We start from the raw sequence: 15,896 nt of genomic DNA on the forward strand, positions 1-15,896 counted from the left end.
AAAATAAATATAAGCATAAGATTTTGAGATGTGAAAATAAATTTGATTGTGGATAAAATTTTCATCCAATGATTCTTAGTGGAAATAAATCTGATCTTTAGAAAGCCATTTAACCAGTCCCAGCATAATACATCCTAATACAGAGCCTAACAGGATCAATACAGCTAAAGTCTTCGCGAACGCTGTCCAATACTTTTTTTTATCGAATGTAAAATCTACCGGATTGATATTATATGTAGTATAAATGCAAGGATTGATACGCAAATCCGGTCTGAAGTAAACAATTCCCTGAATATATTTTCTCCGTAAAGCTCTGAGATTTACAATATAGGAACTATAACCCGCATCCACTCCATCAAAATCTACATTTATTACAGAGTCATTGTGTTTTACCTGCAATACATAGATTTTATTTCTGGGGCTAAGGTTTACGTCATATTCATCTGCAAGGTGATATTTTTCAAGATCCTGGTAAAGAATTCTGTCTATCGTTCCATTTTTTCTTTCGTAATGAACTCCCTTATCATCCACGACAATCTTTTTAACTTCTCTTTTTCTGACCGTCTTCTGGTAAAGAATAAAACGGTATAAACCAAAACCTAAGGCCGGATAGTACACTATTGATACTACAACAAGCACCATAATATTTTTACAAATAATAACAGGCAATATTAATAACACTAAAAACATCACCAATAATAAAAGTACGGCCAATGTTCTGGTTAACCAGGTCATAAACCACCATGGCTTAGAGACTAACGGCAAAAAATCTTTTCTTACATCCTCTTGCATATGTTCAAGATACAAAAAAGTTAACAATATAAAAGAGCCACAGTGGCACACCGTGACTCTTTCTACCAAATTGAAAATAAGATATAATTAAATTGAAACTATGAAATTGTATGTGTTTTTTCTGTTGTTGTATTGTACGTATCGGAGATGACATTGTCTACAAATCTCCATTCTGCAACGGAACTTCCTGCTGTAAATTTCACATGCAGATACCCTCTTTTATAGAGATTGGCATACTCAAGGTCATCAATCAGTAATGAAAATGCCTGAGCCAGTTCTATTGCTTTTGCAGGATCAGATGTGATTCCCAGATAGCCTTCTAATCCCGGAGAAGAAACGGAGCTGCAGGCCAGTTCGGTTCCGATAAATTTCCCCTGAGCATCGGTTAATTTCCCTAACCATGCATTATGGGTATCTCCTGCCAATACCACTACATTTTTTCCTGCAAGAACGGAATACAGCTGTTCTCTTTCCATGAAATATCCATCCCATGCATCTAAATTATAAGGTAAAGTAGCTGTGATTCTGGCAATTTCCTGGGGAGTCAGTGTCGGATCCTGCTGTTGGTATCTTGTCTTAAGAATAATTAATTGTGTGATCGTATTCTGAAGTGCCTGCATGGTAGCCGGCTGTGCGCTTCCGTGTTGTGCTATTTCTGCCAGAATCTGATTCAGTAACATCAGAAGTTCTGCAGGAACCATCATTTTAGTCATTAAAATTTGCTGTCCAAGTACTTTCCATTTTGCAGTATCCCCATTGATCTGAGAACCCAGCCATGACATCTGTTCACTTCCGATCAGTTTTCTGCTGGTACTCAGGAAGTCTGTTTGAAACTGTACCTGATTAAAATTCCCCGTACTATCAAGATAATCGGAATATTCCATCTGTTTATCTCTTGCGATCACCCTTGTATCCATCATATAAAGGGAAACGATATTTCCGAAGGTGAAGCTTCTGTAAATTCTCATATCTTTCCCCGTTTTAAGAGGAATATATTCACTGTAAGCCTGGAAAGCTGCCATTTTTCTTGCCTGAAAATCTCCTTCATTAGGCTGATGGTTTTCTGCTCCGGTTTTATAGGTATCATTGGCAAACTCATGGTCATCCCAAACGCAGATGAATGGTTTCTTCTGATGAAGAAGCTGAAGATTTTTATCACCTCTATACTGCCTGTATCGTTCTCTGTAATCGCTGAGGTTAAGAATTTCCTTAGCCGGCTGATGAGCTCTTCCTAATTGATTGGTATAGGGATTTGTTCCATATTGCCCCGGAGCATATTCATAAATATAATCTCCAAGGTGTACCACTACATCAGCCTCGGATTTTGCAATCGCTCCATAGACATTGAAAAGTCCTGCAGGAAAGTTGGAACATGACACCACTGCCATCTTCACTTCATTGACAGTATCTGATTTTGAAGGTAAAGTAAGGGTTTCCCCTGTCACACTCACCTCTTTGGTTTTGTTATTATAGAATCTGTAGTAATATTTGGTATTGGAAGAAATATTTTGTACATCCACTGCTACTGTAAAATCATTCACTCCTGTAGCATTGGCCTGGCCTCTTCTTACCACTTCTGAAAAATTGCTGTTTTTACTGATCTCCCATGTAATTTCCGCATCAGTTCCTTTAGAATATCTTGTCCAGATGATGATTCCGGTAGCACTTGGATCAAAGCTCGCTACTCCGGATTCAAAACCTCCGTTTTTAAGATCACCAGGAGCATTTCCATTTTCAGTAAAATCATCGCTGCAGCTTTCAATTAAGGGAGCAATAAAAATTCCTCCGGCTGCTAATAATGAATTTTTAAGAAATTTTCTTCTGTTGAATTGGTTGTTGTTTTCCATCATTACTTTTTTTGCAAAGCAACGGTATCTGTAGAAGAAGGCTGTTAACTGAATTTTAACTATGTTTTATGGTTTTTTAAACAAATGTTTAATGTTGCGCATAGTAGATTTAAAAGGGTAAAATATATCTTTCCAGAAAATAAAAATAGAATTTGTTCAAATATTTTTAAAAGCTATTCTGCTTTTTTATTACATTCACAACACTAATAATCATGATAAAATTGCATGACAAAAAAAATTTTTCTTTCACTATTTATTCTAGTCGTAGGATATTTTTTCTATAACCCAATGATAATATCCTTAGCAGCTATAAAAGATCCAGAATCTATTAATTTTAAACCCGATCAAATATTTAAATTAAAGGATATTCCTGAATTAAAAAATTCTCAAAATGTAGTTGTATATATTGTCTTAGCCCATGAAGACAGAATATATATATATTCCACAATCCCGAAATGGAGAGTTTTACAATCTAGTAATTCATCATTAATAGAAAATCTGCTTAATTGTGAATTCAAATATAACAGTGCGGATGTTTCAACAATACAAAGTAAGATGTATGTCTACTCAAACAACACATTAGTTTTTGAAAGTGAAATTTCCCTGGATAAAAACCCAGGACTTCAAAATAAAGCCACAGGCTGGGCAACTCCTGTTGATCATAATAAATTTCTAAATATTATAAGTCAATTTGACAGGTATAATCTCCCGGTTTTGATTATTAAATAAACATTTTAAGAATAAAAAAACCGCTCACATGACGTAAGCGGTTGATTTTCTGTGGTCCCACCTGGGCTCGAACCAGGGACCACCTGATTATGAGTCAGGTGCTCTAACCAACTGAGCTATAGGACCTCAAAACTTGGTTAAATTTTGTGTTTGCAAAAATAGTAAAATTTCTTTCACTACAAAATTTTTTATTGCTTTTCTTGGCAAAGTTCTACCAGCACGCCGTTCGTAGACTTTGGGTGTAGGAAGACAACTAATTTATTATCAGCACCTTCTTTAGGTTCCTCAGAGATAAACTGAAATCCTTCTTTTTTCAGTCTTTTCACTTCTTCCAGAATATTTTCAACCCCGAATGCCAGATGATGGATGCCTTCACCCTTTTTATCAATAAATTTTGAGATTGGACTTTCAGGGTTACTGGCTTCCAACAGCTCAATTTTACTTTCTCCTGTTTCATAGAAAGAAGTTACAACCCCTTCTCTTTCTACGGATTCTTTTTTATAGGATTCTTTTCCCAATAATTTGGCAAAAAGCTCATCAGAAACCCCTAAAGACTTTACGGCAATACCAATATGTTCTAGCTTCATAAATACTAATAAATATAATTAAATCGTAAATTTGATACTCCAGCTGAATTTCAAAGTATCAATTCAAACAAAAGTACTAAATTTGCAGAAATTATGGAAAGTAACAGACAAAGAAAAGTAGCACAGATTATTCAGGAAGACTTCGCAGAGCTTTTCCGCAAACAGGCTGCAGAAAGCAAACAGAGTATTTTAGTATCTGTTTCAGATGTAAAAGTAACTGCTGACTTAGGAATTGCTAAGATTTATTTAAGCATTTTCCCACAGGAATTCCGTACCGCTGTGATGAAGGAGATTGAAGAAAACAAACCTCAATACAGAAACTTCATTGGACAGAAAATGTCAAAACAGGTACGTATCATTCCACAGCTTAACTTCTACCTTGACACTGCTCTGGATGATGTTGAAAAACTGGAAAGAGAATTAAGAGGCGAAGGCGACAATCCTGTTTTATAAATCTTGAAGAATATTGCATTTTACATAGCATCCAGATACCTTTTGGCTAAAAAAGGCAGCACTGCTGTTACGTTTATTACGTGGCTGTCTGTGGGTGCCATGACGGTTGCTGTAACTGCAATGTTCGTCATTATTTCTGTTTTTTCAGGTCTTGAGGACCTGAATAAAGACCTTATTTCTAATCTTCATGCAGATCTTACTTTAAAAAGCTTTTCCGGAAAAACCATTAAAAATCTGGATACGGTTAATAAAGTATTGGGCACTCATAAAGAGGTCAGCAGCTTCTCCCGTATTATTGAAGAAAAAGTATACATCAGCTTCAACGGAAAAGGAGATATTGCCTATTTAAGAGGTGTTGATTCTGCCTACATCAAGGTAAATCCTATCAATAAGGATGTTTTCTACGGAACTTATCCAAGTTTCAAGTACTCCAATGAAGTATTGATGGAAAACAGTCTGGATAACAGGCTTTCAATTCCTGTGGATTCTTCCAATCATTATGCAACGGTCTTTATGCCCAAACCGGGAACAGGGATTATCAATAAAGAAGAAGACATCTATAATAAAAGAGATATTTCGGTAACCGGTGTTTTCCCCGGAAAAGATCAGCTGGACAATTATATCATCTCTCCTATTGAGCTTGCGGAAGAATTACTTAATCTTCCCAAAAAGTCGGCGTACCAGATTGTTATTAAGCTAAAAAATCCGGAAAATGCAGATGCTGTAAAACAAAGTCTGCTTTCTTCTCTTGGCAAAAATATTGAGATCAAAACCAAGGAAGAAGAAAATGCGGCTTTCTGGAAAATGATCAACACTGAAAAACTTTTCATCTACCTGATTTTTGCCCTGGTTATCTTCATTACCACCTTTAATCTTGCCGGAGCTATCATTATTCTCCAGCTTGATAAAAAAGAACAAGCAAAATCATTAATCTCACTAGGCTTTCCTTTAAGCCATTTAAGACTGACCTATTTCTACACCGGCCTTCTGATTGTAGTTTCCGGAGTGATTACCGGATTGATTCTTGGAACTGCACTTTGCTATTTCCAGCTTTACACAGAATTCTTCAGAGCGAATGAGGCCCTTCCATTCCCGGTAAAAATTGTAGGAAAAAATTACCTTATCGTAGCTCTTACAGCTTCTCTGTTTGGAATCACTATTTCATGGTTCTTCTCAAAAATCAGCAAAGAATATCTTACTAAAAAGTAGTTTCCTAAGTTTATATATTACATTAAGTTAATATACTTCGGTTTCATTTTTTCGTACCTTTACGCCCCAATTTTAAAGAAATGAAACGAATTTTATCTTTTTTTCTATTAAGCGTAACATTTATCAGCGCTTTGGCACAAGCTCCGGCAGGATACTACACTGCTGCTAACGGGTTAACAGGTGCGGCTCTTAAAACAGCTCTTAAGACCATTATCACCAATGGGCATGTAGATCATGGCTATGGTGGCCTATGGACAGGTTATGCTACCACTGACCGTGATTATTTTTATGAAAACGACGGAACTATTCTGGATATTTATTCTGAAAATCCAAATGGACCGGATCAATACAATTTCACCTTGGGGACCAACCAATGTGGATCTAATGGCTACGCTAATGAAGGTGACTGCTACAACAGGGAGCACGTAATTCCTCAGAGTCTATTCAACAGTGCATCTCCAATGGTAGCCGATATTCATTTTATCCGTGCTACAGATGGAAAAGTAAACGGAATGAGATCCAACTACCCTTTCGGAATCGTAGGGAACACTTCTTTCACCTCTAAAAACGGATCAAAATTAGGTACATCCGTATCAGCAGGATATTCAGGTACTGTATTTGAGCCCATTGATGCTTTCAAAGGAGATATTGCCAGAATGTTCCTTTATTTTGTAACAAGATATGAAGACAAACTTCCCAACTTCACTTCCGGTGATATGCTTGGTAATACAGCGTTCCCGGGACTACAGCCTTGGGCATTGAATCAATATTTAGCTTGGAATGCAATGGACCCTGTATCTGCGGAAGAAATTGCAAGAAACAATGCTTCTTATACGTACCAGGGAAACAGAAATCCTTTCATTGACCATCCTGAATATGTTACTCAAATCTGGGGATCTCCGGTAATTGATAATCAAGCCCCTACAGCAGCAACCAACGTTGTTGCCAATAACCCTACTTCAAACTCTATCGCTGTAAGCTGGACAGCCGCTACAGATAATATAGGAATAACTTCTTACCAGGTTTATGCTAACGGTATTTTAAAAGCAAATGTTTCCGGTACAACAACATCTACTGTGGTATCAGGATTAGCTTCACTTACTCAATATACTTTCTATGTAATTGCTAAAGATGCTTTCGCTAACTCTTCTCCACAAAGTACAACAGCTACAGAAACTACTCTTGACACTCCAGCCGGAGGTGGAAGCTGTGGAACTGAAGATTTTGAAATGATCACCGGTGCAGCAAACACTTATCTGACAGCCAACTGGACTAACAACGGAATTTCCTGGACTGCTACAGACTCAAGAGTTGACCAGACCATCAACAATAAAGCCATCACCATCAGAAATGGTAATTTAACAAGTTCTACTCTTTCAAGCGGAATCCAGAATTTAACTTTAACAACACAGCTGAAATTCTCTGGAAGCGCAGGAAACATCAATGTTTTTGTAAACGGTGTTAATGTAGGAACTATCCCTTACAGCAATGTTGTCACTACAACTACCCTTAACAATATCAACGTAAGCGGAAACGTTGTCATTAAGCTGACAAACTCTTCTACGACCAACAGAGTTGCTTTGGATGATCTTAGCTGGACATGTTTCGGTACATTAGGAACTGCTGAAACCCAAAAAGATAAATCAGAATTCACCATCTACCCTAACCCAGTAAGAAATAATGAATTATCTGTAAAAGGAGAAAATCTCAGCAAAATTTCAAAAGCTGATATCTATGATCTTTCCGGAAAATTAATTGAAACGATTGCCAATCCTTTCAGATATTCAAATAAAATAAACCTTAAAGGTGTTGTAAAAGGAACTTATATCCTGAAAACAGATAATTTCTCTACTAAATTTATCGTAGATTAATTATTAAAAAATATTTCAAACCAAGGCCGGATTTATCCGGTCTTTTTTTTACTTTTGATCTATGGATTCCAATAAAAAATTAGGATTGATAGGAAAAAACATTTCTTACTCTTTTTCTAAAAAATTCTTCGAAAATAAGTTCCAGAAGCTCATGCTGAAGAACTTCTCCTATGATATTTTTGATCTGAATGAAATCAATGAAGTGGAAAACCTTTTTGCTTCTCCGGATCTTTTAGGATTCAATGTCACTATTCCCTACAAAGAAAAAATCATTGATTATCTTGATGAATTAAGCGATGAGGCAGAAAAAATAGGTGCCGTAAACTGTGTTCTTATCCAGGACGGCAAAAAAACAGGTTACAATACCGATGCTTACGGATTTGAAAAGACACTTCTTTTACATAAAACCCCTTCACAGGACAAAGCCCTGATCTTAGGAAACGGCGGTGCTGCAAAGGCTGTGAAATATGCTTTAGATAAATATAATATTCCTTCTATAACCATTTCCAGAAACACGGAAATCAATTTCGAAAATCTTGATAAAGAAACCGTTGCGAAGCACAAAATAATCATTCAGTGTACACCGGTAGGTACTTTCCCGAATGTTAAAGACTGTCTGAATTTTCCTTTTGACGGGCTTTCTTCCGAGCATCTGATCATCGATCTTATTTACAATCCCAACTATACTCAATTCATCATCAATGCTTCTGAAAAAGGAGCAAAGACCGTGAACGGATATTATATGCTTGAACAGCAAGCAGAAAAAGCTTGGGAAATTTGGAATTTTCAAAAAAAATAACATAAATTAGTGCTTTAATTGGCCTTAAAGCTATATTTAAAGGATATAAACGCCATTCACATAAAAGATTTGCTATGACTACAGAAAACAACCTTTCTGAAAACGAAGAAAAGAACAATCCTAACGAAGTATCTCAGGACACATCAGAAAACACCGTTTCTCATGATGCAAACCGACATGAAGAAGATACAGAGCACCTGGAAGAACATGAAGAGGTAGAAATTTCCCTTACTGATGCTTTAAAGGAAATGGAAAAAATCATCAACACTCCGAACGCCGGTGAGAATTTTAAAAGATTCAACCTGCTGAAGGAAAAAGCAAGTCACTATATCCATGATGAAGTGGAAGATAAAAAGCATGAATATGTAGAAGCCGGAAATCCTGCTGAAAACTTCAGCTATGAGCATCCTTCTCAGACTAAATATTCTGCATTGGTTAATATTTTCAGGGAAAAACATGACAGCTTCCAGAAAGGACAGGAAGAAGAACAGAAGAAAAACCTTGAACACCGTCAAAATATTATCGAAAGACTTAAAAATCTATATACCAGTTCCGAACCGGGAATCAATCTTTTCAAATCCATCCGTGAAATTAAAGAAGAATGGTCAAAAGCCGGTCAGGTTGCAAAATCTGAATTCAAAATTCTTAACAACAACTACTTCCACCACCTGAACCAGTTTTATCAGATGCTGGATCTGAATAAAGAATTTCTGGAACAGGAATACAGCCATAACCTGGAAAAGAGGGAACACATTATAGCCCGTGCTAAAGAGCTGGAAAACGAACCGGTGATTCAAAAGGCTTTAAATGAGCTTCAATACCTTCATAAACTCTGGAAGGAAGAAGCTGAACCTGTTGCAGAGGAATTCCGTGAAAAAACATGGGAAGAATTCAAAGAAATTTCCAACAAAATTCACGAGAGAAAATCTGAGCTTTCTGCTTCTATTGAAAAAGAACAGACTGTAAATCTTGAAAAGAAAAACGAGATCATCGCTGAAATCAAGAAACTTTCTGAGCCATCAGAAACTCCTAATCACAACTACTGGCAAAATGCCATCAAAAGAGTTGAAGATCTGCGTTCTGAATTCTTAAAAACCGGAAGTGTTCCAAGAAAACTATCCAATCAAAACTGGAATGATTTCAAAACAACACTCAGAGGTTTTAATACAACGAAAAATAACTATTACAAATCATTGAAAGGTTCACAGCAAGCGAATCTTGAAGAGAAATTAAAACTGATCCAGACGGCACAGGACAATATGAACAATGAAGAATGGGACATTTCAGTTCCACTATTCAAAAAGCTGCAGGAAGACTGGAAAAAAGTAGGCCATGTTCCAAAGAGTATGACCAACAAAATCTGGGATGAATTCCGTGATGCATGTAATGGGTTCTTCAACAATTACAGAGAGAAAAGCAATACTTCTACAGACAACTGGAAAGAAAATTATAAAAATAAAAAAACGCTTCTTGATGAGCTGAAACTGGTTTCCAATGAAGAAGGCAGTATCGAAAAAATTGAGCAGATTAAAACTTCCTGGAACAACATTGGTAAAGTTCCGAGAGATAAAATTTCAATCAACTCTGAATTCAACAAGACGTTAAGAGAGAAATTGAAAATAAACAAAATCAACGAGCTTGAACTGAAAGAAGAAGGCCTGTCTGAAAACCAGCTTACTGACAAAGCAAGAAAGATCAAAAACCAGATTTCTGATCTTGAGGCTGAAATTGTAAAACTGGAAAACAACCTTTCTTTCTTCAACAAACCATCAAGAGAAAATCCTCTACTAAGAGACACTTACAACACCATTGATGAGAAAAAAGCTCATCTGGAAACATTAAAGCAGAATCTCCACAGCATTATCAGCGGAGATTAACAGATAACAAAATAACTAAAGGCGGAGCAAAGCAATTTGTCTTCGCTTTTTCTTTTTATAAATATGAACAACGACGAACTGTATATCAAAAGATGTATTGAGCTGGCTCAGAAAGCTCTTGGCAATACCTACCCAAACCCTCTTGTAGGAAGCGTGATTGTACACAACGGTGAGATCATTGGTGAAGGCTATCATCATAAAGCCGGAGAGAACCACGCTGAGATTAATGCCATCAATTCCGTTAAAAATAAGGATCTTATTCCGGAATCTACCATCTATGTATCTCTTGAGCCCTGTGCACACTATGGGAAAACTCCGCCCTGTGCATTAAAGATTAAAGAATTAGGATTTAAAAAAGTGGTTATTGGCGCGATGGATTCCCATGATAAAGTCAATGGTAAAGGAAAGAAAATCATCCAGGATGCAGGAATTGAAGCCGTTTCAGGAATTCTTGAAGGAGAATGCATTGAACTTAATAAAAGGTTTTTCACTTACCATGAAAAGAAAAGACCTTATATTATCTTAAAATGGGCAGAATCCGGTGATGGTTTTTTAGATAAAAATTTTAGACCAACGGCTGTTTCTAATACCCTAGTGAATCAGTTTGTTCACCAGTTAAGAGCTGATGAACATGCTATTTTAGTAGGAACCCAAACCGCTTTAAATGACAACCCGAGTCTTACCGTAAGAAATGCAGAAGGAACAAACCCTGTCAGAATTCTGATTGATTTTGATTTAAAAGTTCCTTCCAGTTATAACATTTACAATAATGAAGCAAAGACATTGGTTTTAAATACTGTAAAAGAAGGTACCGAAGGATCTGTTCAATTTATTAAAATCAACAGGGATAATTTCCTGCCTGAACTTATGGAAGTATTGTATAAAGAACAGATACAGTCTGTGATTATTGAAGGCGGCCGTTTTACGCTGCAGCAGTTCATCAATGCTGACCTTTGGGACGAAGCCATTGTCATCAAAAATGAAAATCTGAACCTCGAAAATGGAACAAAAGCACCTGAATTTAACCATACACCAGCTGCAATTGAAAATTTCAGAGACAATACGGTTTCTTTCTTCAGGCTAAAATAAAAGCACTTTGTCACCACTGAATGAAATAATTTCTTTACATTAGTTATACAAAAAAATTACTATGAAAAATTTAAAGAAAGTTTCAAGACAGAGCCTAAAGAAAGTGAACGGAGGAAACGCTCCTGAGTGCTGCTCATTCTATCCGCCTTCATTACAGCATTGCTGTGCAACACCTTCAAGTATGAGCTGTCCACCACCTTGGGCAGATGGAACATTCCAATGCTAATATTATTAAATTATATCAATTAACCAAACAAAAACAGTATCATGAATAACCTGAAAAAAGTATCCAGAGCCAGCATGAAAATCATTAAAGGAGGGGTTTTTGTAACATGTATACTCCCTAATGGCCAACCTACAAGATGTAGAGATCACTGCCCTCAGGATTTTTGCGGTCCGACAAGCTATATGTGCCTGATTCCAATGGATCTGTGTGGAGATGTAATGTAAGAGTGTAATTTTACATTTAAAAATAGATAAGCCGTCAAATTCTGACGGCTTAATTTATGATCATGATGCAGAATACTAAAGCATTTAATATTTTTGCATCATTAAAGCCGGAATACACAATGACGTTTGAATACAAAACCATAGAAAAACCCATAGAAAATACTCTTTTAAAGGAAAAAGGAAGCAAGTTTATAGGATTTGCCTTCCCGGTAATCAATGAAAAGGAATTAAAGAGTGCACTTGAAAAAATAAGGGAAGAACATCCGAAAGCTACTCACCACTGCTATGCCTTCAGAATGGGATTACATGGTGAAAACTACCGTGCCAATGATGACGGTGAGCCTTCCGGAAGTGCCGGATTACCTATTTACAATCAGCTGTTAGCTAACGAGGTCACCAATATTCTTGTGATTGTAGTCCGTTATTATGGAGGAACCAAACTAGGAGTTTCAGGACTGGTAAAAACATATAAGGAATCTGCAAAGATCACATTGGAAGAAGCGCAGATCATTACCCGTGAACTGGAAACAGAGATAGAGATTCAGTTTAATTTTAATCAGCAGAATACAATATTCACCCTGCTTTCAAAGTTCGATGCTAAAGTTTTGAATTTCGATGCTAACGAAAACTGTATCCTTACTGCCTCACTGAAGCTTGCCCAAAAAGAAAACATCTCAGAAAAACTCTCCGAGATGCAATATGTTTCATTTGAATTTAATGATTAATCTCTTCTTCCGCCAAGAAGTAATGATCCCCAGTAAAGAAGCTGTGCCAGAGACCCTAAGGCTGCTACCACGTAAGTTCTTGCTGCCCATTTCAGGCTGTCCTGTACTCCTGCAAATTCTTCTGAAGTTACAGTTCCTGTATCTTTAAGCCATTTCATAGCTCTGTTGCTTGCGTCATATTCCACAGGAAGGGTTACAAAAGCAAAAAGGGTTGTTACGGCAAACATAGCAACTCCAATGGCAAGAACGGTTGTGTTTCCATTGGGATTTTCCATTGTTCTTGATGCTGCCATTACCGCGATACCCGCTATAAGGACAAATTGCATCAGATTGGAGCTTATATTAACAATAGGAACCAGTTTTGAACGTAAATTCAACATAGAGTATCCTACGGCATGCTGTACTGCGTGTCCGCATTCATGGGCTGCCACTGCAGCTGCGGCTGCGTTTCTCTGCATGTAAACCCCTTCAGAAAGGTTCACTGTTTTATCTGCCGGATTATAGTGGTCCGTCAACTGCCCGGGAACAGATATTACCTGAACATCATTGATCCCGTTATCCCTCAACATTTTTTCCGCTACTTCTTTCCCCGAAAGGCCGTTTCGAAGGTGCACATTGGAATAATATTCAAATTTTGATTTCAACCTGGAAGAAACCCACCAGCTCACCAGCATTGAAATACCAATAATGATATAATAACCCGCCATTTTATATAGATTTTGTGTTTAATTTTTATCCATAATGATGTAAAAACTGTGCCAAAGTATAAGATATTATTATTTATATTTGCCCTTAAATTACCATCAAAAATTATGTCTAAGGTTTCAATTATTGAAGTAAAAACAGCCGGTCAGCTCAAGCAATTCGTAAAATTTCCGATGGATCTGTACAAAAATAATCCGTACTATGTTCCATCCTTTATCAAAGACGAAATAAAAATATGGGATGCGAATGAAAATCCGGCATTCCACTATTCCGAATCCAAGCAGTTTCTGGCTGTACAAGACAATAAAGTAGTGGGAAGAATTGCAGTAATTATCAACCATAAGGAGGAAAAAGAATTAGACATCAAAAAAGTGCGCTTTGGCTGGATAGATTTCATTGATGACACTGAGGTTTCTAAAGCGCTGATCAAGACTGCCATTGATTATGCCAAAGAACATAACATCAATAAGATTGAAGGGCCTATGGGATTCACCAATCTTGACAAAGCCGGAATGCTGACTATGGGATTTGATAAACTGGCAACAATGATTGGAATTTACAATCATGCCTATTACCCGAAACATCTTGAAAACCTTGGACTAGTCAAAGAAAAAGAATGGGTAGAATATGAGATGAATTTCCCGAAAGTACTTCCTGAAAAAGTAGAAAAATTCAGTGGACTGATCGCTCAAAAATACAAACTCAGCGTTCTTAAGTTCAAATCAAAGGAAGAGATCCTCCCTTATGTAGAGCCTATGTTCAAGCTACTGGATGAAACCTATAAGCATCTTTCTACTTATACTCCCATTTCTGATGAACAGATCAAAACATACAAAGAGAAATATTTCCCATTCATTGATAAAAATTATGTAATCTGTGTAGTGGACGAAAATCAACAGCTGGTTTCTTTCGCAATTACAATGCCTTCTTACTCTAAAGCTTTACAAAAATCAAAAGGAAAATTATTTCCTTTCGGATGGTGGCATTTCTTACAGGCCGGCAAAAAGAATGACCGGGCCAATTTTTACCTTATCGGGATTCACCCTGAATACCAGAGACGCGGCGTAACGGCTATTATCTTCAAAGAAATTTTTGTAAGGTTTACCAGTATGGGAATCAATTTCGCAGAAACTAATCCTGAACTTGAAGAAAATAAAAGTGTGCAGCTTTTATGGCAGGATTACAATCCGGTAAATCATAAAAGAAGAAGAACCTATTCGATGGACGTGAATAAGTAATGCCGTATCTTATAGAATGTAAAAAGTAACCCCAAACTTTAAACTCTAAACTTTGAACTTTATGAAACCGCAGCTTATTATTTTCGCTATTCTAATTGCTGGATTTATCAGTTATAACTTCTTTTTTCAATCACAGGATGACAGAACGAATACCGTCATCAACATCCTTTTTGCCAGTATTCTCTTCGGATACATCTCTTTTATGGCCTATTCGGTTTTAAGGAAAATGAAGAAATAAAATACGAAGCCGGCTTTTATTAAACCTACATATTTATTCCCCTAAAATATCTCCAATCCATACGATGGAATACATTTTTTGATAGCTGCTACAAAAAAAGGGAAAAAATACATAAAAAAAGCAATCCCCAAAAGCTAATTTTTATTGATTCTAAATTACCGATTTAACTCATTTTCATCCTACTTTTAAGCTGATAAATTTCATGCTTTCTTGTTTATTCGCTAAATTTGCAAATTGAGATAATAATGCAAAAATGAATTTACCTGAAAGTTATATTCCAATCCTTATCCAGGCTGGTGTAGCAGTAGGATTTGTAGCTGTTTCTTTGCTTGGGGCACATTTCTTGGGGCCACAGCAGAAAAAAGGAAACTCTGTAAAAAACCAAAGCTGGGAATGCGGGATTCCTGTAGAAGGAAATGCTAGAACACCGTTTTCTATCAAGTACTTCCTGACTGCGGTATTGTTCGTACTATTCGATATTGAAATCGTATTCTTTTATCCTTACGCAGTAAACTTTAGAGAATTCGGTATGGAAGGATTTCTTGCTGTACTTACATTCGTTGCCATCTTCTTCGTAGCGTTTTTCTATGTTTGGAAACGCGGTGCGCTGGATTGGGATAAATAAATTTTAACATTAAAAGATTGAATTTATTTGAGTCATTTAAAGATTGTAAAGGTCTTGTTTTTAATCTTTAAATATTTTAATCTTTAAATATTTACTAAAAATGTCAGATAAAAAACCAGTAATAAGAACAGATGCACCTGCTCCCGAAGGATATGAAGGAGAAGGGTTTTTCGCAACAAAACTGAGCAGTGTAATCGGGATGGCAAGAAAGTTTTCGCTTTGGCCGTTACCATTTGCTACCTCTTGTTGTGGTATTGAGTTTATGGCTACCCTGAACCCTACATATGATGCTTCAAGATTTGGTATGGAAAGAAACTCTTTCTCTCCAAGACAAGCAGATATGCTGATGGTTTGCGGAACTATATCAAAGAAATTAGGACCAGTCCTGAAAGAAGTTTACACTCAGATGGCAGAGCCGAAATGGGTAGTAGCAGTTGGAGCTTGTGCTTCAAGCGGTGGTATTTTTGATACATATTCTGTACTTCAGGGGATCGATAAGATTATTCCGGTAGACGTTTATGTTCCTGGATGTCCTCCAAGACCAGAACAGATCATTGAAGGGGTAATGCAGGTACAGGCTCTCGCAGAAAGCGAAAGCATCAGAAGAAGAGATATGCCTGAATATCAGAAATTATTAGATTCTTACAACATAAGCAACTAAC

General features: G+C 36.7%; 18 protein-coding genes and 1 tRNA gene. 14 read left to right on the forward strand and 5 right to left on the reverse strand.

Annotation, left to right across the window (positions count from 1 at the left end):
* Nucleotides 1–75: 75 nt before the first annotated feature.
* Complete coding sequence (locus FW781_RS16970; protein ID WP_149388498.1) at nucleotides 76–792, reverse strand: hypothetical protein; 717 nt, start codon at nucleotides 790–792, stop codon at nucleotides 76–78.
* A gap of 98 nt (nucleotides 793–890) precedes the next feature.
* Entirely contained in the window at nucleotides 891–2,642 is a 1,752-nt protein-coding gene (locus tag FW781_RS16975; RefSeq protein WP_149388499.1) for an alkaline phosphatase D family protein, read from the reverse strand.
* Between the two features lie 222 nt (nucleotides 2,643–2,864).
* Between FW781_RS16975 and FW781_RS16980 the strand changes: the two genes are divergently transcribed.
* Complete coding sequence (locus tag FW781_RS16980; protein WP_149388500.1) at nucleotides 2,865–3,368, forward strand: hypothetical protein; 504 nt, start codon at nucleotides 2,865–2,867, stop codon at nucleotides 3,366–3,368.
* A 52-nt stretch (nucleotides 3,369–3,420) separates the two neighbouring features.
* Here the strand turns inward: FW781_RS16980 and FW781_RS16985 are convergent.
* Nucleotides 3,421–3,494 (reverse strand) — tRNA-Ile (locus tag FW781_RS16985).
* A gap of 62 nt (nucleotides 3,495–3,556) precedes the next feature.
* Nucleotides 3,557–3,955 (reverse strand): methylmalonyl-CoA epimerase, encoded by a 399-nt coding sequence (gene mce, locus FW781_RS16990; RefSeq protein ID WP_126653567.1) that lies wholly within the window; start codon nucleotides 3,953–3,955, stop codon nucleotides 3,557–3,559.
* Between the two features lie 93 nt (nucleotides 3,956–4,048).
* On the opposite strand from mce, the gene rbfA reads away from it, so the two are divergent.
* The 9 genes from rbfA (at nucleotide 4,049) to FW781_RS17035 (ending at nucleotide 12,428) form a co-directional block, all read left to right on the forward strand.
* Nucleotides 4,049–4,408: a 30S ribosome-binding factor RbfA gene (gene rbfA, locus FW781_RS16995; RefSeq protein WP_047377769.1), complete on the forward strand. Its 360-nt coding sequence runs from the start codon at nucleotides 4,049–4,051 to the stop codon at nucleotides 4,406–4,408.
* Between the two features lie 3 nt (nucleotides 4,409–4,411).
* Nucleotides 4,412–5,617: an ABC transporter permease gene (locus FW781_RS17000; RefSeq protein WP_149388501.1), complete on the forward strand. Its 1,206-nt coding sequence runs from the start codon at nucleotides 4,412–4,414 to the stop codon at nucleotides 5,615–5,617.
* Nucleotides 5,618–5,697: 80 nt separating this feature from the next.
* Nucleotides 5,698–7,488 carry an endonuclease gene (locus FW781_RS17005; RefSeq protein WP_149388502.1) on the forward strand — a complete coding sequence of 597 codons (1,791 nt, stop codon included), beginning with the start codon at nucleotides 5,698–5,700 and terminating at the stop codon, nucleotides 7,486–7,488.
* A gap of 61 nt (nucleotides 7,489–7,549) precedes the next feature.
* Complete coding sequence (locus FW781_RS17010; protein ID WP_149388503.1) at nucleotides 7,550–8,287, forward strand: shikimate dehydrogenase family protein; 738 nt, start codon at nucleotides 7,550–7,552, stop codon at nucleotides 8,285–8,287.
* A gap of 74 nt (nucleotides 8,288–8,361) precedes the next feature.
* On the forward strand, nucleotides 8,362–10,164 hold the full coding sequence (locus tag FW781_RS17015) for a DUF349 domain-containing protein (protein ID WP_149388504.1): 1,803 nt from the start codon (nucleotides 8,362–8,364) through the stop codon (nucleotides 10,162–10,164).
* 63 nt (nucleotides 10,165–10,227) lie between these two features.
* The gene (gene ribD, locus FW781_RS17020; RefSeq protein ID WP_149388505.1) at nucleotides 10,228–11,253 is read left to right on the forward strand and encodes a bifunctional diaminohydroxyphosphoribosylaminopyrimidine deaminase/5-amino-6-(5-phosphoribosylamino)uracil reductase RibD; all 1,026 of its coding nucleotides are present in this window, start codon (nucleotides 10,228–10,230) and stop codon (nucleotides 11,251–11,253) included.
* Between the two features lie 61 nt (nucleotides 11,254–11,314).
* Entirely contained in the window at nucleotides 11,315–11,479 is a 165-nt protein-coding gene (locus FW781_RS22510; RefSeq protein WP_172625753.1) for a bacteriocin-like protein, read from the forward strand.
* 41 nt (nucleotides 11,480–11,520) lie between these two features.
* Entirely contained in the window at nucleotides 11,521–11,703 is a 183-nt protein-coding gene (locus tag FW781_RS17030) for a bacteriocin-like protein (RefSeq protein WP_149388506.1), read from the forward strand.
* A gap of 65 nt (nucleotides 11,704–11,768) precedes the next feature.
* Nucleotides 11,769–12,428 (forward strand): IMPACT family protein, encoded by a 660-nt coding sequence (locus FW781_RS17035; RefSeq protein ID WP_172625757.1) that lies wholly within the window; start codon nucleotides 11,769–11,771, stop codon nucleotides 12,426–12,428.
* Here the strand turns inward: FW781_RS17035 and FW781_RS17040 are convergent.
* Complete coding sequence (locus tag FW781_RS17040) at nucleotides 12,425–13,135, reverse strand: zinc metallopeptidase (protein ID WP_149388507.1); 711 nt, start codon at nucleotides 13,133–13,135, stop codon at nucleotides 12,425–12,427. The two genes, FW781_RS17035 and FW781_RS17040, sit on opposite strands and share 4 nt — an antisense overlap.
* Before the next feature lie 105 nt (nucleotides 13,136–13,240).
* On the opposite strand from FW781_RS17040, the gene FW781_RS17045 reads away from it, so the two are divergent.
* The 4 genes from FW781_RS17045 (at nucleotide 13,241) to FW781_RS17055 (ending at nucleotide 15,895) form a co-directional block, all read left to right on the forward strand.
* Nucleotides 13,241–14,371: a GNAT family protein gene (locus FW781_RS17045; RefSeq protein ID WP_149388508.1), complete on the forward strand. Its 1,131-nt coding sequence runs from the start codon at nucleotides 13,241–13,243 to the stop codon at nucleotides 14,369–14,371.
* Nucleotides 14,372–14,432: 61 nt separating this feature from the next.
* On the forward strand, nucleotides 14,433–14,609 hold the full coding sequence (locus FW781_RS22515) for a hypothetical protein (RefSeq protein WP_167510753.1): 177 nt from the start codon (nucleotides 14,433–14,435) through the stop codon (nucleotides 14,607–14,609).
* Between the two features lie 253 nt (nucleotides 14,610–14,862).
* Nucleotides 14,863–15,234 (forward strand): NADH-quinone oxidoreductase subunit A, encoded by a 372-nt coding sequence (locus FW781_RS17050; protein WP_047377762.1) that lies wholly within the window; start codon nucleotides 14,863–14,865, stop codon nucleotides 15,232–15,234.
* A 100-nt stretch (nucleotides 15,235–15,334) separates the two neighbouring features.
* Nucleotides 15,335–15,895 carry an NADH-quinone oxidoreductase subunit B gene (locus FW781_RS17055; protein WP_002983540.1) on the forward strand — a complete coding sequence of 187 codons (561 nt, stop codon included), beginning with the start codon at nucleotides 15,335–15,337 and terminating at the stop codon, nucleotides 15,893–15,895.
* The last annotated feature ends 1 nt before the right edge of the window (nucleotide 15,896 follow it).

This window comes from Chryseobacterium panacisoli (assembly GCF_008274625.1).
GTDB lineage: Bacteria > Bacteroidota > Bacteroidia > Flavobacteriales > Weeksellaceae > Chryseobacterium > Chryseobacterium panacisoli.